The sequence below is a fragment of the Novosphingobium sp. genome (genome assembly GCF_031417815.1).
Lineage (GTDB): Bacteria > Pseudomonadota > Alphaproteobacteria > Sphingomonadales > Sphingomonadaceae > Novosphingobium.
In genome coordinates this window covers 1-23,194 of sequence record NZ_JANOWI010000025.1, presented here as the reverse complement: position 1 = coordinate 23,194, position 23,194 = coordinate 1, and the positions used below count along the sequence as shown (strand labels likewise).

The window sequence follows — 23,194 nt, the reverse complement described above, 5'->3', positions numbered from 1 at the left end:
CCCGGTGTTGACGCACCGAGCCTTCGGATGGGGCGAGCTGCGCGCTTCGCTAGATCAGTGCGCGCAACCGGGTGATCCCCGTTTGTGTGGGTGCAATCCCTCACAGCGAGTCCCCCGTCAAGACTGGTCGTATTTGTAAGGTGATAATATATGACTACCCGACCAGCGGAACGTTTCCGCGCAAAACTGACTGACGGGATAATCCGTGAGATCAAACGCCGCCATGCCCTCGGGCATATGCAGCATGATATCGCGGCCGACCTCGGCATCAATCAAGGGCGAGTTTCCGAGGTGAATACCGGGAAGCGCCGTCCAGCGAACGATAATCAGTTGGGCTTGATCTAGGTCACGTCCGGACCGCCAGCCCCCGTGAGGAGGCTGGCGGTTTCACTTCATGCTGATCCCGTGGTATGAAGTGACATGGCAAAACCAGCACCACCTCGCCCGAAAAAGCCCCCGCTGACTGACGCGGAGCGCCACGCCCGCTTCAAGGAGATGGCGCAAGAGGTGATCGCTGACGAAGACCCGGCTTCATTCGACCGCGCCTTCGCCAGCGTCACAACCGCGCCCAAACCGTAGGGCCGAGCACTAGCCTTCCAAGCGAGGCCACTACAGCATATTGCGCTTGGTATGGGAAGTGTAACGTCGCCAAAGTTTTTGCCCTAAATCGACCGGCTTGGCCGACGCGACTGCATTCTTCGACGCTATCGGGATGCCCGCATTGGTGGCTGGCAAGCTTCTGGGGCCTCGCCGGTTTGATGGAGTCGATCTCTGGGTTGGATGGGCCTGCGATACCGTTCGGATCGACGACTAGAAATCGACCACTATTTGAATCTCAAACCAGCTCCAACTGCACCCGCCGCCCCACCAGCGCCGCCGCCCGCTGCAAGGTCTCAATCGTCACATTCCCATCATTCGGATCAAGCACCCGGTTAACCTGGGTCCGGCTGGTTTTCATCAGCACGGCCAGCGCGCTCTTGGAAATCTTGCGCGCCTTCATCGCTTCGGCCAGTTGCCATGCGATAACCTCCTTGATTGCGCGGGCCTGAAATTCTCCGAGAACGCCTTCTTGCTCGAGAAAGCTGTCCAGCGAAGAGCCGCGATGTTTGTTGTCAGCCATTTTGGACGTCCTTCTGCCGTTTACGGGCAATTTCCAGATCGGAAGCTGGCGTAGCCTGCGTCTTCTTGATGAAGCCATGCAGCGCGAAAAGTACGCCGCCTTCGAAACAAAACATTACCCGCGCAATCGTCCCATCGGGCAACGCAGTCCGAACTTCGAACAAGCCTTTGCCGATTGGCCGCACCAATGGCATTCCAATCGGCCAGCGATATTGAACACGCTGCAGATCGAGACCGATTTCACGGCGATGGGCCAGTGGCAGGCCGATCAACCAATCCCGTACCAGTTCATTGCCGACAAGGGTTTTGAAGAAGACCAGTTCGATCTTGTCAGTCAAACTGGCCTCCTCGCTTGAGAGCAATGAACCATATATAGTTCATTTCGTCAATTCTTCTTCGACAAAATGCAGCACGGCCCCCTTGAACCCGCCGCCCGCCAGTCTCATAGAGTATTCTATGACCGACAATTCCGACAAGACCGATAAGTCCGGCTGGACCGGCAAGGCCGCCCTCACCGGCGCTGCGATTGGTTCGGCGGCGTTGGCGGCCGCCCTGCTCTATGCGTCGCGCCGCAAGGAACGCGTGGAAAAGGCCGCCAAAGCGCCCAAGCCTGACGACGCCCCGGAAACCGATTGATGCAGGCGTTGCGCGAAGCCAGCGGCCGGGCGATCCCGTTCGGGGCCAAGAACGTCGATACCGACGTGATCATTCCGGCGCACTGGCTCAAGACGATCACCCGCGACGGGCTGGGCCAAGGCGCGTTTGAAACGCTGCGCAAGGATCCTGATAACCTGTTCGACAGCGCTGAATTTTCAGGGGCACCGATCCTGATCGCGGGCGATAATTTCGGCTGCGGTTCCAGCCGCGAACATGCCGCCTGGGCCTTGCTCGATCTTGGCATCACCGCAGTGATCGCGCCCAGTTTCTCGGACATCTTTTCGGGCAATGCCTTCAAGAACGGGATCCTGACCGTGGTCCTGCCGCAGGCCGCGATTGACCGGCTGATGGAAGTGGCCCGCACCGATCCGATCCACATCGATCTGGAAAACCAGATTGTCACCACCCAGTTCCAGGACCGGTTCCCGTTCGAGATCGACGCATTTCGCAAGCATTGCCTGCTCGAAGGGCTCGACGAGGTCGGGCTGACCATGGCGCGCGACGCCGCGATTTCAACTTATGAAAACAAGGCCAGGGACACGCTCCCATGGCTGTCCAAGGGAGTAGTAACAGCATGAAGGCATTGCGCAGCCACGTGGTGGGCGGACCCGAAACCCTGACGCTCGACGAGGTGGAAAGCCCGGTCCCCGGCCCCGGCCAGGTCCGCGTCGCGGTCAAGGCCTGCTCGATCAACTATCCCGATGTGCTGATCATCCGCGATATGTACCAGTTCAAGCCGCCACGGCCGTTTGCGCCGGGCGGCGAAGCATCGGGCGTGGTCGATGCGGTGGGTGAAGGTGTGACCGACTGGAAGGTGGGCGACCGCGTGATTGCCAGCACCGGCAACGGCGGCCTGTCGGAAGAAATCGTGGTTGATGCCGCGCGGCTGTGGCCACTGCCCGAAGGCGTCAGCTTTGAAGTCGGCGCATCGATCATGATGACCTATGGCACCAACATGCACGGCCTGCTCGATCGCGGTAAGCTCAAGGCGGGTGAGACCCTGCTGGTGCTGGGCGCAGCGGGCGGCGTCGGTCTTTCGGCGGTGGAACTTGGCAAGGCCTACGGCGCCAAGGTGGTGGCTGCGGTTTCAAGCGAGGAAAAGGCCGAGGCCGCGCGCGACGCCGGGGCTGACGACGTGGTGATCTATCCCACCGCGCCGTTCGACAAGGACCAGTCCAAGGCGCTGGCCGAAGCGTTCAAAGCGGCCTGCGGGCCGAACGGCGCCGATGTGATCTACGATATCGTCGGCGGGGACTATTCCGAGCCGGCGCTGCGCTCGATCGCGTGGGAAGGGCGGTTCTGCGTGGTTGGTTTCCCCGCCGGGATCGCCAAAATGCCGCTCAACCTGACGCTGCTCAAAAGCTGCGATGTTTGCGGGGTGTTCTGGGGTGCCTGGGTGGCGCGTGAGCCCAAGGCCAACGCCGTGCATATCGCGACGCTGTTCGATCTGCTCAAAACCGGCAAGATCAATCCCAAGGTTTCCGCCACCTTCCCGCTGGCGCGCGGGGGCGAGGCGATTCAGCTGCTGGCGGATCGCAAGGCGATCGGCAAGGTTGTGGTAACGATGGAATGACACCAACGGGAGAAGCGATATGAATGCAGCCAGGATTGCGCTTTGCGGGGCCATGTTGTGCGCCGGTGCGGCGCTTTACGCCAAGCCCGCTCCGCGTGCTGCCGCGCCCAGCCCGCAAGACATCGTAACCACCCGCCAGGCCGGCATGGACATGGCCGCATCCACGCTGACCCTGCTCAAGAACGCCAGCGCCAACGGCGCGCCGCTCAAAACGCTGGTGTTCCCGGCAAGCAGTCTCGCCAAATTTGCCGGGGTGATGCCAGCGCTGTTTTCGGACAACACCAAAGGCCTGCCCAGCCGCGCCCGGCCCAGCGTGTGGACCGACCGCGTCGGCTTCCAGGCCAAGGCCGCCGTTTTTGCCGGTGCAGCCAAAGCGCTAACCGCAGCGGCTGCGGCCGAGGACAAGCCCGCGTTCGATGCCGTGCTTGCCTCGCTCGGCGCATCGTGCAAGGGCTGCCATGACAGCTATCAGCTGCCGCCTCCGGCCAAGCCGGGTTGAGCGCCAGCGCAGCCAATCGATCAGGAGCGCACATGACCGATTTCAATGACCGCGAACGCGCCGAAGAGGCCAAGTTCGCCCACGACGAGGAAATGCATTTCCGCGTCCACGCCCGCCGCAACCGGCTGCTGGGCCAGTGGGCAGCAGCAAAGATGGGCCTCTCCGAAGTGGAAGCCGAAGGCTATGCCAAGGGCGTGGTCCAGGCTGATTTCGAAGATTCGGGCGACGAGGATGTGGTGCGCAAGCTGCTGGGCGATCTGGTTTCGGCCGGGCTTGACGTCAGCGAAGCCGAGGTTCGCACCGCACTGGATGCCAAGGCGGTTGAGGCCAAGCGCCAGTTGATGGGCGAGGGCTGATCCGGTGCCGATGCCAGGCGCAGAAATCGTCGCGCGGATCAAGGCTGCCCTGCCCGGTGCCGAAGTAACGCTGACCGACCTGGCGGGCGACGACAATCACTGGGCCGCGCATGTTGTCTGTCCGCAATTCGCCGGCAAGAACCGTGTCGCCCAGCACAAGCTGGTCTATGCCGCGATCGGTGACGACATGGGCGGTGCACTGCACGCCTTGCAACTGACCACCGCCGTCCCCACCTGAGAGTGACCATGACCGATACCAACGCCCGCATCGCCGAAATCGTCGCTTCCAGCGACGTTGTCCTGTTCATGAAAGGCACGCCGCTGTTCCCGCAGTGCGGCTTTTCCAGCAAGGCGATTGCGATCCTCGATCACCTTGGCGTGGCCTATGAAAGCGTCGATGTGCTGCAAGACATGGAAGTGCGCCAGGGCATCAAGGCCTTCAGCGAATGGCCGACGATCCCGCAGCTTTATGTGAAAGGCGAATTCGTTGGCGGCAGCGACATCATGATGGAAATGTATGAAGCCGGCGAACTGCACCAGCTGATGGCTGACGCCAAGGTTACGCCCGCCGGCTGAGCGCCTCGATCGCAGCGGCGCTTTTGATCCCGGCAAGACCGGCGATCGAACTGGCATTCTGCGGCATTCCCGTCAGGTAACCCTGAAATTCGCGGCACCCGCAGGCCAGCAACCGTTGCCGCTGGTCTTCCGTTTCGACGCCTTCGGCTATCACGCTGAGGCCCAGCGAGCGTGCCAGCTTGACCATGGCATTGACCAGCGCTTCGCCTTCACCGCTTTCGTCAAGCGCGCAGACGAACGAACGGTCGATCTTGATGCGGTTGACCGAGAAGCGTTGCAGCACGCTGAGGCTTGAATAACCGGTGCCAAAATCATCCAGCGCGATCGAAAAGCCCAAGCGTTTCAGCGCTTCGACGTTGGCTGCGGTTACCGGATCATCGCCCAGCAGCGCAGTCTCGGTCAGCTCGATCTCGTAATTGGCCGGGTCGGCCCCGGCCTGTGCGGCAAGCCGCGTCACCAGTGCAGCAAAGCCGTTTGAGCGCAGCTGCACCGCGGACACGTTGATGCCGACCCGCAGGTCGCCCCAGCCGCTGGTTTCGGCGAACACCCGGCGCAGCACGAATTCGCCGAGCGGCAGGATCAGGCCGGTCTCTTCGGCCAGCGGCACGAAAATGCCGGGCGGGATCGCACCGCGCTGCGGGTGGTTCCAGCGCACCAGCGCCTCGGCCGCGGTAATCTGGCCGCCGCGATCCACCTGGGGCTGATAGACCATATGCAGCGAACCGTCGCTCATCGCTTCGCGCAGATCGCTTTCCAGCGCGCGGCGTGCGCGCAGGGCATCGTCCATTTCCGGTTCGAAGAACGTCACGCAGCGCCGCCCGCTGTCTTTTGACCGGTACATCGCGACATCGGCCCAGCGCAGCGCTTCGCTCGGCTCCACCCCCGGGTGATCGATTATCGCCACCCCCAGCGAACAACCCACTTCGATGCGGCCGAATTCACTGACCATCTGTTCCGCTACCGACATCACGATCCGGTCGGCCAGATCGGCAACCTGCTGTTGCGAGCTGCACCGGTAAAGCACGATGAATTCATCGCCGCCCAGCCGCGAAACGGTTGCGTTCTGGCCGCAAGCTTCGCGCAGGCGGATCGCCACGGTCTGGATCAGGCAATCGCCGGCATGGTGGCCCAGCGTATCGTTGACGTCCTTGAACCGGTCGAGATCGACACAGATCACCGCCAATTGGTGATCGCTATCAGCCAGCTGCGCCAGCATCAGCCGCAATCGTTCGAACAGCATGGCCCGGTTGGGCAACTGGGTCAGTTGATCGTGGAACGCAAGATGGCGCGAACGCGCTTCGCTGGCGATCAGTTCGCTGACGATTGCCCCGCCGCGCCGCATCACCAGGAAGGCCAGCAAGCCCATCAAACCGATACCGCCCAGCAGCGGCCATTGCAGCGACTGGCGCAAGACCGTTCCCGGCGCGCGCGGCACCCAAGACAGGGCGACAAGCCCGGCCCCATCGGCATCGCGCAGCACGATCTGCTGGCGCTTGTCAGGCTTCACGGTCGGCTCGATCAGCAGCAATTCGTTGAGCAGATAGCGCGCCGAAAAGGCGCCGAGCAGCGCCTTGTCGATCGGCTTTGCCGTCACCACTATCGGCGCACGATCGCCTTTGGGCAGAACCTTGCCGAAATCGGGCTGCACCAGCGTGGCGGTGACGATGTAGGTCACGCCGGCCAGTTGCGTGGTGGTGGTGGTCTGGATCGGCGGAATGATGATGTTGTTCTTGCCCAAGCGCTGCTTGAACGGCCCGCGCTGCCGCTCGGCCGCGCGCACCGCGGGGATCAGCCGTGCGGCCACCGTGGCGAACGGGGCATAGCCTGCCGCATCGCTGCGCTCGCCCTTGACCGCAGAGTAGATTGGCCGTGCGCTGGAATCGAGCACGAAGGCATGTGAAAAGCCATTGAAGGTGTAGAGGTAATTGCCGACGTTGAAATCGGCCCATTCGGCATCAAATTTGTGGTCGAGGCTGCGAATTGCGTCATCCCAATCCACTTGCGTCGCAATCACGGCGTTCAGCTCGTCAATCTGGCGGGCGAAGCCATGTTCCACCAGAACCTGTTCGCGTTCAGCCGCAACCACGTCGAACCGCTGGATCAGGAACAGCGCCAGCGCGACCAGCAGCACCAGTGCGCTGATCGTCATGGCGCCAATCGGGCCAAACAGCCTGGCTCGCCGCCAATCGCGGCCCTGATTCCAAAACTGGCTCAAGCAATTCCTCGCAATGTCGCCCAGCGCGCGCAAACAATCTGGTCACGCTTCGCGAAGTGTTTTGCTGAATAGCCTGCCAGTATGAAAAAATGCTTGTCGTGGAACAGTTAACCCGGCCTTGCCGCAGGCGCGCACTTGCTGCCGCTCGATTGCGTTTCGTCGTGATTTTCGGGGGGGAGTTCTCGGGGAGGCGGAGCCGCGGAGACCAGGGTGCGGCCCCGCCTCTATTCGAGACTACTTGGGGGTAACCGAGGCAATGCATGCCCCGTGCCAAATGAACTTTCTTGCCTTTTTTCAGGAATATAGAAAATTGCAGGTTTGACTGCGGCGGCACGACTGTAAATTCTGCCGACACCCCGCGCAGGATTTAACCGCGCGATGATATCGCTTGGCAAAACGCCAGCGGCGCGCCACTCTGCCACCCATGGATCCACTCAGCATGTTTGACCCCGAAGGCGAGGTTCCGCCCGCCGTTCCCGCTGCCACGCTGGTGATCTTTCGCCGCGCCCAGGCCGATGGGCCGCCCGAAATCCTGATGGTCCAGCGCTCAAAGACGATGAGTTTCGCGGGCGGTGCGGCGGTGTTCCCCGGCGGGCGGGTCGATCCTGCCGATTTCACCCTGGCCGCGCAGCTTGGTGCGATTGGTGAGGACGCCCTGGAAGAGACCGCCGGGCGCATTGCCGCGGTGCGCGAAACGCTGGAGGAAACCGGCCTGGCGCTGGGGGTTGAACAGCGCCCCGATCATGCCGACGCACTGCGCGCCCGCGCGCTGCTGCTCGAACGTGGTGAACTTGGCCCGGTGCTCGATGCGATGGGCTGGACCTTGACGCTTGACGCGCTGGTCCCGTTCGCGCGCTGGCGGCCCAAACACCGCGAAATCCGGGTGTTCGATACCCGCTTCTACCTGGCCGACCTGGGCACCGGCGCGGTTGATCTGCAGGTTGACGATACCGAAAACACCCACTTGTTCTGGGCCAGTGCGGCAGAAGCGCTCGCCATGGCAGAGCGCGGTGAGATCAAGATCATCTATCCGACCCGCCGCAACCTGGAACGGCTGGCGCAGTTCGACAGTTTTGACGCCGCGCGCCAGCATGCCGAGGATGTGCCGGTGCGGATGATCACCCCGTTCATGGGCCAGCGCGATGGCCAGCCCTGGCTGCTGATCCCCGATGACGCCGGCTATCCGGTCGATGGCGAACCGCTCGACATGGCGGCGCGGGGATAAAATGATCCCCGCAGCTCTTTGGGGGAGCGCGGGGATCAGGCTGGCCGGAGGCGGATGCCCCCGAACCGGGTCGCATCCCGGTCATAGGCCAGTGATCCTAACAATCTGGTGACGAAAATCACACTCCAGGAAAAAATGGTGCGCCCGGCAGGACTCGAACCTGCTACCTCAAGATTAGAAGTCTCGCGCTCTATCCAGATGAGCTACGGGCGCGCGCCGCTGCCCACATAGGCAGGCTTTGCAGGCCATGCAAACGCCGCTAGCTTGTTTTGCTATGACCGAAACGCTCCAGCAGATCGACGGCACCCAGGGTGCCCGCCGCCACTTCCGCTATTTCGACTATGTGATGTCGGCCTTCGTCGCGATCCTGCTGCTGTCGAACCTGATCGGCGCGGCCAAGCTTGCCACGATCGACGTTCCCGGCTTTGCTGCGGCCTTCGCCTGGCTGCCGGACCTGTTCCGCCCGGCAAGCGATACGGTGATCTATGGCGCGGGGATCATGTTCTTCCCGATCAGCTATGTGATCGGCGACGTGCTGACCGAAGTCTACGGCTATGCCAACGCGCGGCGCTGCGTCTGGGCGGGATTTGCCGCGCTGCTGTTCATGGCGGTGATGAGCTATGTGGTGGTGGCGCTGCCCCCGGCATCGGGCTGGGGCGGCCAGGCCGCTTATGAAAGCGTGTTCGGCAGCACCTGGCGGATTGTGGCCGCATCGGTGATCGCCTTTTGGGCGGGCGAGTTCGTCAACAGCTTCGTGCTGGCGAAAATGAAGATCCTGACGGCGGGCAAGAAGCTGTGGACCCGCACGATCGGCTCGACCTTTTTTGGCCAGGCAGTGGACAGCGTGATTTTCTATCCGATCGCGTTTCTGGGGATCTGGAGCACGCAGCAGGTGATCACGGTGATGATTACCAACTGGCTGCTGAAAGTTGTGTGGGAAGCCGTGCTGACCCCGGTGACTTACGGCGTGGTCGGCTGGCTCAAGCGGCGCGAGGGGGTTGAGGTGTTCGATGCTGGCACCGACTTCTCGCCCTTTGCCAAGGTTGATGCGGTTTAGGCCCCGTCCATTTCGAACGGGGCCTCACCGTTGTCCGATCAATCGGCGATGAGGCCGATCGCGAGGTAGACCAGGATCAGCGATCCGAAGCCGAAGATCGTGCCCAGCGCGAAGCCAACGCGGACCAGGGTGACATCCCAGCCAAAGGTGTTGGCGATGCCAGCGCAAACGCCCATGAATTTGGCATTGGACTTGTCGAGGTGAAAGCCGGTGCGGGCCATGTTGGTGTCCTTGTGTTCGATCGTGTTCACGCGGCTTCCCCGACAGTAACAGTGGTTGCGTTGGCGGTCTGCGGGGTGGAGACGGTGCCGGCAATCAGCACGAGCGAGATGAAGAAAGCCGAAGCCGCAGCGGTCAGCTTGCCGGTGAAAGAATTCTGGTTGGTCATGGTCATTTCCCTTCGTTTGTGTGGTTCCGCAGGGTTTCCTGCAGATGCCGGATTGATTGCAGGGACCGTGCCAGTTTGCAGAAATCCCAGAAATTCAAGCTTTCGGGTCGATGAACGAAAACTTTCGCGCAAGTGAATGAGCAACTGTTGGTGAATTATACCAACTTTTGGTTTCAAGCTTTCAGGTGACAGCACCGCGCGGCCTTCGTATCGCCGCAAGATGGCGCTCGATCGGCTGATGCTGACCCATTTTCGCAACCATCCCGGCACCCGGCTGGAGGACACCCGCAAGTTCAACCTGCTGGTGGGGGAAAACGGCGCCGGCAAGACCAACGTGCTCGAAGCGTTGTCGCTGCTGGCGCCGGGGCGCGGTCTGCGCCGGGCCGCCCTGCCCGATCTGGCGGCGCAGGGCGGACCCGGCACGTTCGCGATCAGCGCGCAATTGGATGATGGGGTGCAGATCGGCACCGGCACCCTGCCCGACCGGCCGGGCCGCCGCACCGTGCAGATCAACGGCGCTGATGTGCCCGCGGTGCGGCTGGGCGAATGGCTCAGCCTGGGCTGGCTGACCCCGGCGATGGACCGCCTGTTCATGGAAGGCGCGGGCGCGCGCCGCCGCTTTCTCGACCGGCTGGTGCTGGCGCTTGAACCCGGCCACGCCAAACACGCCGCGCGCGCCGAGGCGGCGCTGCGCGAACGCAACCGCTTGCTGTCCGATCCCGCCGAGCCCGATCCGATCTGGCTCGACGCGCTGGACGTCCAGCTGGCCGAAGCCGGTGCGCTGGTGGCGCAGGCCCGCGCGCGGCTGATCGAACGGCTGGGCAGCGCGTTGAAGACGCTGCCCGAAGCGCCTTTTGCGCGGCCCGAGCTTGCCTACCATCCGGGTGGTCCGCTGGATGAAGCCGATCTGGCCCGCGCGCTGGGCGATGGCCGCCGCCGCGACCGCGCGGCAGGCCGGACGCTGACCGGGCCGCACCGCGACGAGCTGGCGGTGACCATGGCGGGCAAAGGGCAGGTCGCCAGCGACTGTTCGACCGGCGAGCAAAAGGCGCTGCTGATCGCGATCACGCTGGCCCATGCCGGGCTGCTTGGCACCAAGCGCCCCGGCGTGTTGCTGCTCGATGAAGTGGCCGCACACCTCGATCCGCTGCGCCGCGCCGCCTTGTTCGAGCGGCTGCGCGGAGGCACCGCGCAAGTCTGGCTGACCGGCACCGAACTGGCCCCGTTTGACGGGATTGCCGGTGAGGCGGGCGTGTGGCGGGTCAGCAACGGCAGCGTAGAGCGGCTCTGAACATCATGATCCTCCCCATTTTCACGAAGTGCAAATGGGGAGGTGGCAGCGCGCAGCGCTGACGGAGGGGTGATGACGCATGGGTAGAAACCTCTCCGTCATTTGCTGGCGCAAATGCCACCTCCCCATTTGTGGCATTCGCCAAAAACGGAGAGGATCTATTTCGGCAAAGCCCCCGCCACCTGATCCAGCGTCGAACCGACCAGCACATCGATTCCAGGCAAGGTCGGGTGGACATGATCGCCCTGGACCAGTTCAGGCCGCGCTACCAGCGGCTGGAGGAAGAACGGCACCAGCGCGGCACCGTATTTCTTCGCCAGCGCCGGATAGATCGGGTTGAACGCCTGGGCATAGTCTGCCCCAAGGTTCGGCGCGGCGAGCATGCCAAGCAGCAGCACCGGCACCTTGGCCGCGGCGAATTTGGCCAGCAGCGCATCAAGGTTCTTGCGCGTTTCCTGCGGAGCGACCCCGCGCAGCATATCATTGCCGCCAAGGCTGATGATCACCAGCGCCGGCGGCCGCGCCTGATCGTTCAGCACGAAATCGGCGCGCTGCAATCCACCCGCGGTGGTATCGCCCGACACCCCGGCATTGACGATCCGCGCGTTGATCCCGCGCGCCTGCAAGGCCTTTTCGAGATGCGCTGGATAGCTTTGCCCGGGCTCCAGCCCGTATCCGGCAAACAGGCTGTCCCCCAGCGCAAGGATCACCACCTCGTCCCCGTGCGGCACTTGCGCGCTGGCCGTGGCGGCGGCAACCGGCGCTTCGGGAGCCGTTGGCGCGTCCTGATTGCACGCGGTGAGCGCCAGGGGGCTTGCAAGCACGGCCAGCCATTTCCATTTCATTATGCAACTCCCTTGCGTTTCCCTCTAGCTATGGCATCTCCGCGCCGTGACAAGCCCCCTCCCCGCAATCGCGGCCCGAAATCTTACCCTTGAACTTGGCAGCGGTGACAGTGCTGTTGCCGTGCTGCGCGGGATCGACCTGGCGGTGCCGCAAGGCCAGACGCTGGCGCTGCTTGGCCCATCGGGTTCGGGCAAGAGCAGCCTGATGGCCGTCCTGTCCGGACTTGAGCGCGCCAGCGGCGGGACGCTGGACGTGGGCGGCGCAAACTTTGCCGCGCTGGATGAAGATGCACTGGCCACCGCGCGGCGCGGGCGGATCGGGGTGGTGTTGCAGGCGTTCCACCTGCTGCCGACCATGACCGCCTTGGAAAACGTGATGACCCCGCTCGAACTGGCGGGGATGCCCGATGCTGAAATGCGTGCCGCGGCCGAGCTTGAGGCGGTCGGCCTTGGCGCGCGGCTGCATCACTACCCTGCCCAGCTTTCCGGCGGCGAGCAGCAGCGCGTGGCGATTGCCCGCGCGCTGGCGCCGCAGCCCGGTCTGGTTTTTGCCGACGAGCCGACCGGCAATCTTGATGCAGCGACCGGCGCTGCGATCATGGACCTGCTGTTTGCGCGCCGCGCCGCCAACGGGGCAACACTGGTGGTAATCACCCACGATGCAGCCCTGGCCGCACGCTGTGAACGCGTAATCACGCTAGCTGACGGCAGAATTGCGAGCGACAGCGCGGCATGATTGGCTGGGGCACAGCATGGACAATCGCCCGGCGCAATCTCTCGGCGCGCTTCAGGGGCCTGCGGCTGCTGCTGGTGTGCCTGTTCCTGGGGGTTGGCGCATTGGCCGCAATCGGCACGCTGACCGGCGCGATCGAGCGTGAACTCAGCAGCCGCGGCCGCACGATCCTGGGCGGCGATCTTGAGGTGGCGGTCTGGCAGCGCGGCGCAAGCGCGGCGGAAGCCGCGGCCTTTGCCAAGCAAGGACGCGTATCGGGCGGACAGCGCCTGCAGGCCATGGCCCGCGCCGGTGATCTGGCGGCCCCGATCGAATTGAAGGCAATCGACGGCCAGTGGCCGCTTTACGGCGCCTTGACGCTGAAAGACGGGCGCACCGTGGGCGCGCCGCCGGCCGGACAGGCGTGGATTGCCGAAGGCGCGGCCGAGCGGCTGGGGCTGGCCAAGGGCAGCCAGTTCGCGGTCGGATCGGCCGAGCTGACCGTCGCCGGGATCATTGCCTCCGAACCGGACCGGCTGGGCGAAGGCTTCACGCTTGGTCCGGTGGTGCTGGTCGATACGGGCTTTCCGCAAGCCGCCGGGCTGACAGCGCCAGGCGCAATGTACCGCAGCAAATACCGGATCGCGCTCAAGCCGGGTAAAGACCCGCAAGCCACCGCCGATGCGCTGAAGAAGCAGTTTCCGTCCGCCGGGTTCGAGGTGAAGACCCGCGACAAGGCCTCACCCGGCGCCGAACGGTTCGTCGGCCGGATGGGCGATTTTCTGGTGCTGGTCGGGCTGGCCGCACTGGCGATTGCCGGGATCGGGATCGGCGGCGGGGTGTCCTCGTATCTCGAGGCACGGCGCACATCGGTCGCCACGCTCAAGGTACTGGGCGCGACCAGCGGCGATATTGCACGGATTTTTCTGCTCCAGATCGGCGCGGCGGCTTTGATCGGCAGCGTTTTGGGACTGATCGCCGGGGTGCTGGTCACCCCGCTACTCGGGCAAGCCTTGGGCAGTCTGCTGCCGGTCGCACCGGGGCTTGTGTTCGATCCGCTCGCACTGATCCGCGCCGCCACTTATGGCCTGCTGATCGCGCTGATCTTTGCCGCACCGCCGCTGCTGGCTGCGCGGCGTTTTCCGGCGATGGCATTGTTTCGCGCCAGAGTCAGCCCGCTGACGCAAAACTGGCGTGATGCCGCGCTGCCCGCCGGTCTGGGCCTGCTGGCAATCGCCGCGCTGGCATTGCTGACCACCAAAGCCAAGCTGGTGACGCTGTGGTTCCTGGGCGGCACGGTGGTGCTGTTGCTGTTGCTCGGCGCGCTCGGCTGGGGCATCCGCGTGATGGCCGCACGCCTGCCGCGGCCCAAGCGCCCGCTGCTGCGGATCGCGCTGGCCAATCTGCACCGCCCCGGTGCGCAGACCGGCGCACTGGTGACGGCGCTGGGCTTTGGCCTTGCGGCCTTCGTTACGCTGGCCGCGATCCAGACCAGCCTTGATGCCAATATCATGGCCCGGGTGCCGCAAAAGGCGCCCGACTACTTCGTGCTCGACGTGCCGCGGGACGGGGCCGAACAGTTCCGCAGCGCGGTGACACGGATCGCTCCGCAGGCGCGGGTGCGGATGGTGCCGGCGCTGCGCGGCGCGATCCTGGCCTATGGTCCGGCGGATGCGATGATCCGCGTCGCCGATCTCAAGGAAATTCCCGAGGAAGCCTGGCCTTTGCGCGGTGAGCGCGGGCTGACTTATGCCGATACGGTTCCCGAAGGCAATGTAGTGACCAAAGGCGCGTGGTGGCCAAGCGGCTATGCCGGCGCGCCGCTGGTTTCGATCGACGAATCGCTGGCCGAAGCACTCGACCTCAAGATTGGCGAGCAACTGACCATCGGCCTGATGGGGGTGGAACGCACCGCGACGATTGCCTCATTCCGGCGGATCGACTGGGATTCGATGGGTTTCAACTATGTGCTGGTGTTCAGCCCCAACACCCTGGCCGATGCGCCGCACAATCTGGCGGCGACGATTAACCTTCCCGGCGGCGGTGATCGCGGCGGGCTTCTCCGCGCGCTGGTCAAAGCCTTCCCGTCCAGCTCGGTGATCGAAGTGGGCAGCGTGCTGACCGAGGCGCGCGATCTGCTGCGCCAGGTCAGCCTGGCGATTCTGGCGGCAGCTTCGGTGGCGGTGCTGGCCGGGATCGCGGTGCTGCTGGGCGCAATCGCCGCGGCGCGCGCCAGCCGACTCTACGACAATGTGATCCTGCGCGTGTTGGGGGCCAGCGGACGGCAACTGCTCGGGCTACAACTGGCCGAATATGCGCTGCTGGCAATATTGCTGGCTGCGGTGGCGCTGGGCCTGGGCAGTCTGGTCGCCTGGCTGGTGGTGGTCCAGCTGTTCGATTTCGACTGGTTGCCCGATTGGCCACAGGTTTTTGGCGTGCTGGGGCTGGGGCTGCTGCTGGTGATTGGCTTCGCGCTGGCGGCTTCGCTGCCGCTGTTGAGAGCCAAGCCGGCGCAAGCCTTGCGCGAACTTTAACGCACCGCGCTTGCCCCCGCCCCCCCTTTCGGCTAGGGGCGCGCCCATGTTGCGGCGCAGCACGCGCCCGCCCCCCGAACCCGAAGAGAAAACCATGTCCGCCCCGCTGCCGCTGCGCAATATCGCCATTATCGCCCACGTTGACCACGGCAAGACCACGTTGGTCGACCAGTTGTTCCGCCAGAGCGGCACGTTCCGCGACAATCAGCGCATCGAAGAACGCGCGATGGATTCGAACGACCTGGAAAAAGAACGCGGGATCACCATTCTCGCCAAGTGCACTTCGGTCGAATGGAACGGCACCCGGATCAATATCGTCGATACCCCCGGCCACGCCGATTTCGGCGGCGAAGTGGAACGCATCCTGTCGATGGTCGATGGCGTGATCCTGCTGGTCGACAGCTCGGAAGGCGCGATGCCGCAGACCAAGTTCGTCACCGGCAAGGCGCTGGCGCTGGGACTGCGCCCGATCGTGGTGGTCAACAAGGTCGATCGGCCAGATGAGCGCATCCAGGAAGTGCTCGACGAAGTGTTCGATCTGTTCGTCAGCCTCGATGCCAGCGATGAACAGTGCGATTTCCCGGTGCTCTATGCCTCGGGCCGCAACGGCTATGCCAGCGAGGATCCGAACGCGCGCGAAGGCACTTTGACGCCCATGTTCGAAACGATCGTCCGCCACGTCCCGCCCCCGGCTGCCGATGTCGATGGGCCGTTCAAGTTCCTCGTCACGCTGCTCGATCGCGACAACTTCCTTGGCCGCATTCTTACCGGCAAGGTCCAATCGGGCACGGTTCGGGTCAATTCACCGATCCATGCGCTTGATAACGATGGCAATATCGTCGAAACCGGCCGTGCTTCAAAGCTGATGGCGTTTCGCGGGCTTGAACGCGTACCGGTAGACGAGGCCCGCGCCGGCGATATTATCTCGATCGCCGGGATGACCGAAGCGACCGTTTCCAACACGATCTGCGATCCCTCGGTCACCGAACCGCTCCACGCCCAGCCGATCGATCCGCCCACGCTGTCGATGCGCTTTGCGGTCAACGACAGCCCGATGGCGGGCCGCGAAGGCACCAAGGTGACCAGCCGCATGATCCGCGACCGGCTGGCCCGCGAGGCCGAATCGAACGTGGCGATCAAGGTCACCGAAAGCGCCGACAAGGACAGCTTCGAAGTGGCCGGGCGCGGCGAATTGCAGCTCGGCGTGCTGATCGAAACGATGCGCCGCGAAGGCTTCGAGCTGGGGATCAGCCGCCCGCGCGTGCTTTATGCCAAGGACGAAAAGGGCGCGCGCACCGAACCCTATGAAACCGTGGTGATCGACGTGGACGATGAACACGCCGGCACGGTGATCGACAAGATGGCGCTGCGCAAGTCCGAGATGACCGATATGCGGCCCTCTGGTGGCGGCAAGACCCGGATCACCTTCTCCGCGCCCAGCCGTGGGCTGATCGGCTATCACGGCGAATTCCTGTCCGACACGCGCGGCACCGGGATCATGAACCGGCTGTTCGAAAAGTACGGCCCCTACAAGGGCCCGATCGAAGGCCGCCAGAACGGCGTGCTGATTTCGAACTGCGCCGGCGAAGCGGTGGGCTATGCGCTCAACATGCTCGAAGAGCGCGGGGCGCTGTTCGTGCGGCCGCAGGACAAGATCTATGAAGGCATGCTGATCGGCGAAAACGCCAAGCCGGGTGATCTGGAAGTTAATCCGGCCAAGTCGAAACAGCTCACCAACTTCCGTTCGACCGGCAAGGACGATGCGATCCGCCTGACCCCGCCGCGGATCATGACGCTGGAGCAGGCGATCGCCTATATCGATGATGACGAAATGGTCGAAGTAACGCCCAAATCGATCCGCCTGCGCAAGGCGCTGCTCGATCCGCATGAGCGCAAGAAGGCCAGCCGCAGCAAGGAAATGGCGTAAGCAACTAAGATCACTAACGGATTTGACAATCGGTCCGGCTGTGTAACAACGCTCGGATGGAACCGCGATTCTATGCGCGGCATACCGGAATGGTTTGTGCGGGCATATCTATGCCAGATGAAATCGCCCCGGTGGATAGAGGGGTGCCAATCCGATGCCGACCTATGCAGACCTGAGCGAAGCGCCGATTGCAGTCGCAGCCTCACCGGGAGACGGCCAGGTAGTCCGGCTTAGCAACGGCACTTTCTTGGTCTATTGGTACGATCCGACCACGGTTGACTTTGGTCCCAATGGCGGATCGGCCGCTAACATCCATGCCCGGCTCTACGGCGCGGACTGGACCGCACTGGGCACCGAATTTGTCTTGAACAATCAGGTGATCGGATACCAGCTCAGCCCGCGGGTCGTCGCGCTGGCCGACGGCGGCTTTGCCGCAAGCTGGTACAGCGAATCCCCGACGGACCCAGCGGACAACAGCGTTTCGCACGTGGCGATGCGCATTTTCGGAGCGGACGGCACACCCCAGGGCGGCGAATTTGTCGTCAATACTGTAACAGCCGGATTACAGCAGCAGTTTGAGCTTGTGGGCCTCACCAACGGAACGATTGCTTCGCTATATCGCGATTACTCAGGCGGAACCGGTTTGCATGCGCGGTTTTTCGACACCGCTGGCAATCCAGTCGGTGCCGATGTTGTAATCGCGGGCCCCGAAAGCGGGCGGTTTTATACTGACGCGCAAGCATTGAATGGCGGGGGATTTCTTCTGACCTGGTCCGAAGTAATCGGCGGAAAATATGATGTTCGTGCCCAGATATTTGATTCTGCAGGATCAGCGAGCGGGAGCGCCTTCACAGTCAACCAAAACACTGCACAGCATGAAAGCACTTCGAAAGTCACCTTGCTTAGCGATGGCCGGTTGTTGGTCGAATGGACAGTTGAAGCCTTATTCAATAACAACACACCTCAAAATTTCGCGATGGGCCGCTTCTTAAATGCAGATGGAACACCTTCAGGGAATGAATTTTTGCTGAGTGCGCGCGGCGATCAAGGCGTTGTGGTGACCGCGCTTGCGGATGGTGGATTTGTAGCCTCGTGGAGCGAACAAGTTTCAGACAACCCCAATGGTCTGGCCGGTACGAGCCTCGACCTTGGTTCGGTTACCTGGCTGACATTCCAGCGATTCGACGCCAACGGTGTTGCTGTCGGACCCGAATTCCAGCTCGAATCCGGCAATCACGAAGCCAACAGCCTGACCAGCCATTCGCTCGGAACAGTTTCCATTTATGAATCTGGACCGGACCGGCTCGCAGTGTTCTGGACCGATCATGAAGTTACGCTTGCCGCTAACGGCAGCACTTCGATAACCGGCACGACCAGCCAGGTACGCTATGTCGATTTCACTGCGGAGAATTCGGCGCCGGTGATTACTTGGCATGGCGGCGCAGCGACGTCAGGCATCGCCTTGGCTGAGGATGTACCATCAGCCCCCAACACGGCGCTCTACCTTCACGACCTTGGGCGGGTTACGGCAAGTGACCTGAACGGCGAGCGTCTGACTTTTTCACTGTCTGGGGAAGACTCTGCACTGTTCGCTCTGGATCCGGTGACAGGGCATTTGATACTCAATTCGCGGCTCAATTTCGAAAGCCCGATCGATGCCAATCACGACAACATTTATAAGGTCACCATCACAGTCAGCGACGGAATCCTGTCCGACACGCAGGACCTTTCAATTTCGGTGACCGATGTGACCGACGGCGTTACCCTTTCGGGCAATGCAAGAGGCAACAGTCTGACGGGGGGCGCGCTGGAGGATGCCCTGTTCGGCCTGGGCGGGAACGACACCCTGAGCGGGCTCGGTGGCGACGATTACCTGAATGGCGGATTGGGCAACGATTCGCTCATTGGTGGGACGGGCGTCGATATTCTCACCGGTGGGGCAGGTCGTGACACCTTTGTTTTCAATGAAATTTTCGAAAGCTTCGAAGGTCAGGTCGACACGATTACTGACTTCTCAAGGGCAGAGGGCGACCGCATATCGCTGGCCGGAATCGATGCCAACTTGAATAAAGCAAGAAATCAGGCCTTCGACTTCATCGGCCAAAACGACTTTGCAGGTGTCGCGGGCCAAGTTCGGTTTTACCAGGACCACGGCAACACTTATGTTTCCGGCGACGTCAACGGCGATGGTGTTGGAGATTTCCTGATTATGCTTCATGGACTGGAAAACCTGACAGCGACCGACTTCGTTCTCTGATCGTGCACTTCCGCATTGGAAGCTTGGGCAGAGTGCCTTCCGCATCACGCGACCGGCGTTTCAGCTGATGCGTGAAGCGGGCCGTCCCATCTGGGACGACCCGCTCCTGTGCTCACCTGCGTGGCTCTGCTCAGAACCGCAGGTTTACGGTCGCGCGAACGGTGTCGAACGCGAACCGCGGATCCTGGCGCATGTTGGTGCCGCCACCGTTCAGCAGGAACGCGTTGGTGGGCGATGCGGTTCCCGGGCCAACTGCAACGAAGTACTTGTCGTCTTCATAGCGGTTGTAGAGATATTCGACCCCGAACGACAGCGAACTGCCCAGCTTCAGCTCAGCGCCTGCCCCACCCTGATAACCCCAGATCATGTCATCGTCATTGGTCGGCGTGAAACTGTTGGCGGTGTTGGTGGTGGTGAAACCGTGGTTGAGCTTGGCATAGCTGACACCGCCGGTGCCATAGACCAGCAGCTTTGGCGCGGGCGTGAAACCGGCCCGCGCGCGGGCCGAGACCGCATAATCCAGTTCACGCGTGAAATGATAGCCGGCCGGGGTTGAGCTGAAGGCCGAAGCGAAATCGGTAGCGTCCGATTTGTCGAATTCGACCAGCGCACCGAACACGCCGTTGCCGGACTGGATGTCATAACCAAGGCGGGCGGAATATTGCACGCCCTTGTAATCCTGGGCGCAATTCGACGGATTATTGCCCGACGCCAGACCCGAGCAGAACCCGGGCGAGAACGCGTCGGCACCGGCGCTGTTGCGAACAGTATCGCCATAGGTGCCATCACGATTGGTATCGAACTCGACCGCGTTGACGTCGGTGCGGTTCTTGACCGAGGCCTGACCGACGGACACGCCGATATATGCGCCATCGAATTGGGCTTCATCGTCCTGGGCAAAAGCGGGCGTGGCGGTTGCAGCAAAGGCGAGCAGCGGCAAAGCAAGCAAAGTGTTACGCATCGTGATCAGTTCCTCATTGTTGTCATGTCAGGTACGAACCGCCGCGTCCGAAAGCTTCAACCCGGATTGAACAAGAGCAATAATTTGTGCAGCAGCAACGGTAGAGCGAAGCTGGCGCAGATAGGGGTCATGCGCTAAGGCTCCGGCCATGCCAGCGACCGGTCTTCGGATTGCCCTGTTTTCGGGCAACTACAACATCACGGTCGATGGGGCGAACCGCGCGCTCAACCGGCTGGTCGGGTATCTGCTGCGGCAGGGTGCGGCGGTGCGGGTCTATTCCCCCACAACCGGCAATCCCGGCATGGCACCGACCGGCGATCTGGTTTCGCTGCCATCGCTGCCGATCCCGCTGCGCCCCGATTACCGGTTGGCTTCAGGCATCAACGCGCGGATCCGCAAGGACCTGGCCGAATTCAACCCCAATCTGCTGCACGTTTCGGCCCCCGATGTGGGTGGGCACCGCGCGATCGCCTGGGCCAGGAAGCACGGCGTACCGGTGGTCGCATCGGTCCATACCCGGTTCGAAACCTACCTGCCCTACTACAAGCTCGGTTTTCTGGTCCCCGCGGCAATCGCGATCCAGCGCCGGTTCTACAACCGCTGCGACGCCTTGCTGGTGCCGTCGCAATCCATGGTCGATGTGCTGCGGGCCGAACGGATGGGCACCGATATTTCAATCTGGTCGCGCGGGGTCGATCGCACGATTTTTTCATCCGACCGCCGCGATATGGCCTGGCGGCGCGCGCAGGGCTTTGCCGGCGATGATTTCGTGATCGGCTTCCTTAGCCGGGTGGTGATGGAAAAGGGGCTCGACGTGTTCGCCAACACGATCGACGAGCTGCGCCGCCGCGGGGTGAAGCACAAGCTGCTGGTGGTCGGCGACGGGCCGGCGCGCGACTGGTTTTCCGAGCGGCTGGGCGATGCTGTGTTCACCGGATACCAATCGGGCAGCGATCTTGGCCGCGCCGTCGCGGCGATGGACACGATGTTGTTCCCTTCGGAGACCGAAGCGTTCGGCAATGTCTCGCTGGAAGCCATGGCGTCGGGCGTGCCGGTCGTTGCGGCGGCCGCCACCGGCAGCGAGAATATCGTCGAAAACGGTGTTTCGGGCTACCTCGTCGCGCCCGGCGATGTGGCTGCCTACGCCGATGCCGTGGCCAGCTATGCCCTGAACCCGGCGCTATGCAAGGCGCACGGCGCGGCCAGCGAACGGCTCAGCCGCGCCTATGATTGGGACACGATCAACCAGGCGGTGGCCGATACCTATCTGCGGGTGATCCGCAGCCAGCAGCCCAAAGCCTAACGCAACGTGCCCTTGGCGGCCTCGTTGCGGCAGAACCACCACAGGAAGGCGATAACCGCACCGATCATGGCTGACAGGCCGATCGGCAAGACCCCGGCCATCCCCTGCGCCGCAAAGCTGGCCAGCGCGCCGACCAGCGAAGCCATGAACGCCGTGACCGCATGGCGCGAACGCACCAGCATCAGCACCGAACCCAGCAGCGAGCCCCAGATGCCAACCGACCAGCCAATATGCGCCCACAGCGGCATTGTCAGAACATAGTCGCGCATGGCGGGCGGGGCCCCCTGCATGGCAGCTTCGGGATCGAGCTTGCTAAGCATGTAGAGATAACCGCCGAACAGATTCCACAACAGGCCGATCGCGGTTACGGCCCAATAGCTTGGCGGCACCTTGGCAGCCGCGTTGTCGTTTTCCATTTTCCCCTCCCTTGTTGCCCGGGATAGGAAAAAGCTAACACGAAACCGGGGCGCGACCCAAATCGCGCCCCGGTCTGGTGGCAAGTGCCTACAATCGTTCGATCTTACGCGCCGCTTCGTCGAGGATTTCGGCGATCTGGTGCATCGTTTCGCGCTCGAACCCGCTCCCCGTCATGCGCTGGCGCACGGCCATGAACAGATTGCCCATCGCCCGCTTCAGCGGCGGAGCAGAATGGCGTTCGTCGTCCTGGGCGAGCGCCGTCAGCCGCGAGATGATCGCCTTGAATTCGTCGATCCGGGTGTCGAGCTCGCTGCGGCCAGCCGCGGTGATTTCAAACGATTTGCGCGTGCCGCTGCCTTCCTGTTCGCCGATCAGGCCCTCGTCGGTCAGCAGATTGAGCGTGGGGTAAACCACGCCGGGACTGGGCGCATAGTTGCCGCCCGAAAGCTCCTCGATCGCCTTGATCAATTCATAGCCGTGGCGCGGCGCTTCGCCGACCAAGCCCAGCAGGACCAGCCGCAGCTCGCCCGATCCGAACATCCGCGCGCGGCCACGCGGGCCGCGCCCACGCTGGCTGGTGCCGAAATCATCCCCGAAATCGCTGCCCCAACCGGAGCCGCGGTGGCGGCCCCAGCCGCCCGTCATCATCGCGATCATCGCGCCTTTGCCATGGCGGCCGTGGTGGCCGCATCCATGCATTCTCATGTGTCTTGTTCCTTTCATGATTGCTCTAAGATATATCTTTCAAGCAATCATGCAAGCCCCCCGTGCAAATTTTCATCGTGCGGCCTATCTAGGCTCCCGATGTCTGACCTGTTCGCCGATGATCTCCCCTCGCCCGCTCCTGACCAGCCCGGCGATGATGCGCCACTGGCCGACCGGCTGCGGCCGCGGTCCTTGCCCGATGTGATCGGGCAGGAGCACCTGACCGGAGCCGAAGGTGCGATCGGGCGGATGGTCGCGGCCGGCCGCCTCTCCAGCATGATCCTGTGGGGGCCGCCCGGCACCGGCAAAACCAGCATTGCGCGGTTGCTGGCTGACGCGGTGGGGATGCGGTTTATCGCGGTAAGCGCAGTCTTCTCGGGCGTCGCCGATCTCAAGAAGGCCTTCGCCGAGGCCGAACTGGCCGCCAAAATGGGCCGGCGCACGCTGCTGTTCGTGGACGAGATCCACCGCTTCAACCGCGCCCAGCAGGATGGCTTTCTGCCGTTCGTTGAACGCGGCACTGTAACGCTGGTCGGCGCGACCACCGAGAACCCCAGCTTCGCGCTCAACGCCGCAT

27 protein-coding genes and 1 tRNA gene are annotated in these 23,194 nt (G+C 63.0%); 18 read left to right on the top strand and 10 right to left on the bottom strand.

What is annotated here, in order from left to right; all coding sequences use genetic code 11:
• Nucleotides 1-150: 150 nt before the first annotated feature.
• Both RMN99_RS06640 and RMN99_RS06635 read left to right on the top strand, forming a co-directional pair.
• Nucleotides 151-345: a hypothetical protein gene (locus RMN99_RS06640; protein WP_309622514.1), complete on the top strand. Its 195-nt coding sequence runs from the start codon at nucleotides 151-153 to the stop codon at nucleotides 343-345.
• A 75-nt stretch (nucleotides 346-420) separates the two neighbouring features.
• Complete coding sequence (locus tag RMN99_RS06635; RefSeq protein ID WP_309622513.1) at nucleotides 421-579, top strand: hypothetical protein; 159 nt, start codon at nucleotides 421-423, stop codon at nucleotides 577-579.
• Nucleotides 580-835: 256 nt separating this feature from the next.
• Here the strand turns inward: RMN99_RS06635 and RMN99_RS06630 are convergent, their stop codons facing one another.
• Complete coding sequence (locus tag RMN99_RS06630) at nucleotides 836-1,120, bottom strand: Fis family transcriptional regulator (RefSeq protein WP_309622512.1); 285 nt, start codon at nucleotides 1,118-1,120, stop codon at nucleotides 836-838.
• The gene (locus RMN99_RS06625) at nucleotides 1,113-1,457 is read right to left on the bottom strand and encodes a type II toxin-antitoxin system RelE/ParE family toxin (RefSeq protein ID WP_309622511.1); all 345 of its coding nucleotides are present in this window, start codon (nucleotides 1,455-1,457) and stop codon (nucleotides 1,113-1,115) included. The genes RMN99_RS06630 and RMN99_RS06625 overlap by 8 nt, the downstream gene beginning before the upstream one ends.
• 118 nt (nucleotides 1,458-1,575) lie before the next feature.
• Between RMN99_RS06625 and RMN99_RS06620 the strand changes: the two genes are divergently transcribed.
• From RMN99_RS06620 to grxD, 7 genes are read left to right on the top strand one after another with little or no spacing between them, the layout of a single operon-like run.
• On the top strand, nucleotides 1,576-1,755 hold the full coding sequence (locus tag RMN99_RS06620) for a hypothetical protein (protein ID WP_309622510.1): 180 nt from the start codon (nucleotides 1,576-1,578) through the stop codon (nucleotides 1,753-1,755).
• A complete protein-coding gene (gene leuD / locus RMN99_RS06615; protein ID WP_309622509.1) occupies nucleotides 1,755-2,354 on the top strand; it encodes a 3-isopropylmalate dehydratase small subunit in 600 nt (199 codons plus the stop codon). Before RMN99_RS06620 ends, leuD begins: the two co-directional genes overlap by 1 nt.
• Nucleotides 2,351-3,349: an NADPH:quinone oxidoreductase family protein gene (locus tag RMN99_RS06610; protein ID WP_309622508.1), complete on the top strand. Its 999-nt coding sequence runs from the start codon at nucleotides 2,351-2,353 to the stop codon at nucleotides 3,347-3,349. Before leuD ends, RMN99_RS06610 begins: the two co-directional genes overlap by 4 nt.
• Before the next feature lie 19 nt (nucleotides 3,350-3,368).
• Complete coding sequence (locus RMN99_RS06605) at nucleotides 3,369-3,848, top strand: cytochrome c (protein ID WP_309622507.1); 480 nt, start codon at nucleotides 3,369-3,371, stop codon at nucleotides 3,846-3,848.
• A 32-nt stretch (nucleotides 3,849-3,880) separates the two neighbouring features.
• Complete coding sequence (locus tag RMN99_RS06600; RefSeq protein ID WP_309622506.1) at nucleotides 3,881-4,204, top strand: DUF1476 domain-containing protein; 324 nt, start codon at nucleotides 3,881-3,883, stop codon at nucleotides 4,202-4,204.
• Between the two features lie 10 nt (nucleotides 4,205-4,214).
• On the top strand, nucleotides 4,215-4,442 hold the full coding sequence (locus RMN99_RS06595; RefSeq protein WP_309622505.1) for a BolA/IbaG family iron-sulfur metabolism protein: 228 nt from the start codon (nucleotides 4,215-4,217) through the stop codon (nucleotides 4,440-4,442).
• A gap of 8 nt (nucleotides 4,443-4,450) precedes the next feature.
• Complete coding sequence (gene grxD, locus RMN99_RS06590) at nucleotides 4,451-4,780, top strand: Grx4 family monothiol glutaredoxin (protein WP_309622504.1); 330 nt, start codon at nucleotides 4,451-4,453, stop codon at nucleotides 4,778-4,780.
• Here grxD and RMN99_RS06585 read toward each other — a convergent pair.
• A complete protein-coding gene (locus RMN99_RS06585) occupies nucleotides 4,764-6,929 on the bottom strand; it encodes an EAL domain-containing protein (protein ID WP_309622503.1) in 2,166 nt (721 codons plus the stop codon). The genes grxD and RMN99_RS06585 overlap by 17 nt on opposite strands.
• 490 nt (nucleotides 6,930-7,419) lie before the next feature.
• On the opposite strand from RMN99_RS06585, the gene RMN99_RS06580 reads away from it, so the two are divergent.
• Nucleotides 7,420-8,220 (top strand): NUDIX domain-containing protein, encoded by an 801-nt coding sequence (locus RMN99_RS06580; protein WP_309622502.1) that lies wholly within the window; start codon nucleotides 7,420-7,422, stop codon nucleotides 8,218-8,220.
• Between the two features lie 136 nt (nucleotides 8,221-8,356).
• Here the strand turns inward: RMN99_RS06580 and RMN99_RS06575 are convergent.
• Nucleotides 8,357-8,433 (bottom strand) — tRNA-Arg (locus tag RMN99_RS06575).
• Nucleotides 8,434-8,494: 61 nt separating this feature from the next.
• Here RMN99_RS06575 and RMN99_RS06570 point away from each other — a divergent pair.
• Nucleotides 8,495-9,277 carry a queuosine precursor transporter gene (locus RMN99_RS06570; protein ID WP_309622501.1) on the top strand — a complete coding sequence of 261 codons (783 nt, stop codon included), beginning with the start codon at nucleotides 8,495-8,497 and terminating at the stop codon, nucleotides 9,275-9,277.
• Nucleotides 9,278-9,315: 38 nt separating this feature from the next.
• Here the strand turns inward: RMN99_RS06570 and RMN99_RS06565 are convergent, their stop codons facing one another.
• Both RMN99_RS06565 and RMN99_RS06560 read right to left on the bottom strand, forming a co-directional pair.
• Complete coding sequence (locus tag RMN99_RS06565) at nucleotides 9,316-9,528, bottom strand: PspC domain-containing protein (RefSeq protein ID WP_405029561.1); 213 nt, start codon at nucleotides 9,526-9,528, stop codon at nucleotides 9,316-9,318.
• Complete coding sequence (locus tag RMN99_RS06560) at nucleotides 9,525-9,665, bottom strand: hypothetical protein (protein ID WP_309622500.1); 141 nt, start codon at nucleotides 9,663-9,665, stop codon at nucleotides 9,525-9,527. Before RMN99_RS06560 ends, RMN99_RS06565 begins: the two co-directional genes overlap by 4 nt.
• A gap of 220 nt (nucleotides 9,666-9,885) precedes the next feature.
• Here RMN99_RS06560 and recF point away from each other — a divergent pair, with 220 nt between their 5' ends.
• Entirely contained in the window at nucleotides 9,886-10,956 is a 1,071-nt protein-coding gene (gene recF, locus RMN99_RS06555; RefSeq protein WP_309622499.1) for a DNA replication/repair protein RecF, read from the top strand.
• 158 nt (nucleotides 10,957-11,114) lie between these two features.
• Here recF and RMN99_RS06550 read toward each other — a convergent pair whose 3' ends face one another.
• Nucleotides 11,115-11,801 (bottom strand): arylesterase, encoded by a 687-nt coding sequence (locus RMN99_RS06550; protein ID WP_309622498.1) that lies wholly within the window; start codon nucleotides 11,799-11,801, stop codon nucleotides 11,115-11,117.
• A 46-nt stretch (nucleotides 11,802-11,847) separates the two neighbouring features.
• On the opposite strand from RMN99_RS06550, the gene RMN99_RS06545 reads away from it, so the two are divergent.
• From RMN99_RS06545 to RMN99_RS06530, 4 genes are all read left to right on the top strand, one after another.
• Nucleotides 11,848-12,537, top strand: coding sequence for an ABC transporter ATP-binding protein (locus RMN99_RS06545; RefSeq protein WP_309622497.1), 690 nt, complete (start codon nucleotides 11,848-11,850; stop codon nucleotides 12,535-12,537).
• Entirely contained in the window at nucleotides 12,534-15,047 is a 2,514-nt protein-coding gene (locus RMN99_RS06540) for an FtsX-like permease family protein (protein ID WP_309622496.1), read from the top strand. The genes RMN99_RS06545 and RMN99_RS06540 overlap by 4 nt, the downstream gene beginning before the upstream one ends.
• Nucleotides 15,048-15,141: 94 nt before the next feature.
• Nucleotides 15,142-16,974 carry a translational GTPase TypA gene (gene typA, locus RMN99_RS06535; protein ID WP_309622515.1) on the top strand — a complete coding sequence of 611 codons (1,833 nt, stop codon included), beginning with the start codon at nucleotides 15,142-15,144 and terminating at the stop codon, nucleotides 16,972-16,974.
• 154 nt (nucleotides 16,975-17,128) lie between these two features.
• Complete coding sequence (locus tag RMN99_RS06530) at nucleotides 17,129-19,231, top strand: M10 family metallopeptidase C-terminal domain-containing protein (RefSeq protein ID WP_309622495.1); 2,103 nt, start codon at nucleotides 17,129-17,131, stop codon at nucleotides 19,229-19,231.
• A gap of 130 nt (nucleotides 19,232-19,361) precedes the next feature.
• On the opposite strand, the gene RMN99_RS06525 is transcribed toward RMN99_RS06530, so the two are convergent.
• Nucleotides 19,362-20,192, bottom strand: a complete 831-nt coding sequence (locus RMN99_RS06525; protein ID WP_309622494.1) for an outer membrane beta-barrel protein — start codon at nucleotides 20,190-20,192, stop codon at nucleotides 19,362-19,364.
• 148 nt (nucleotides 20,193-20,340) lie between these two features.
• Here RMN99_RS06525 and RMN99_RS06520 point away from each other — a divergent pair, with 148 nt between their 5' ends.
• Nucleotides 20,341-21,495, top strand: coding sequence for a glycosyltransferase family 1 protein (locus RMN99_RS06520; protein ID WP_309622493.1), 1,155 nt, complete (start codon nucleotides 20,341-20,343; stop codon nucleotides 21,493-21,495).
• On the opposite strand, the gene RMN99_RS06515 is transcribed toward RMN99_RS06520, so the two are convergent.
• Entirely contained in the window at nucleotides 21,492-21,911 is a 420-nt protein-coding gene (locus RMN99_RS06515) for a hypothetical protein (RefSeq protein WP_309622492.1), read from the bottom strand. The genes RMN99_RS06520 and RMN99_RS06515 overlap by 4 nt on opposite strands.
• Before the next feature lie 88 nt (nucleotides 21,912-21,999).
• Entirely contained in the window at nucleotides 22,000-22,617 is a 618-nt protein-coding gene (locus RMN99_RS06510; RefSeq protein ID WP_309622491.1) for a PadR family transcriptional regulator, read from the bottom strand.
• 99 nt (nucleotides 22,618-22,716) lie between these two features.
• Between RMN99_RS06510 and RMN99_RS06505 the strand changes: the two genes are divergently transcribed.
• Nucleotides 22,717-23,194 (top strand): AAA family ATPase (locus RMN99_RS06505; RefSeq protein WP_309622490.1); only part of this gene is annotated, 478 nt, incomplete at its 3' end.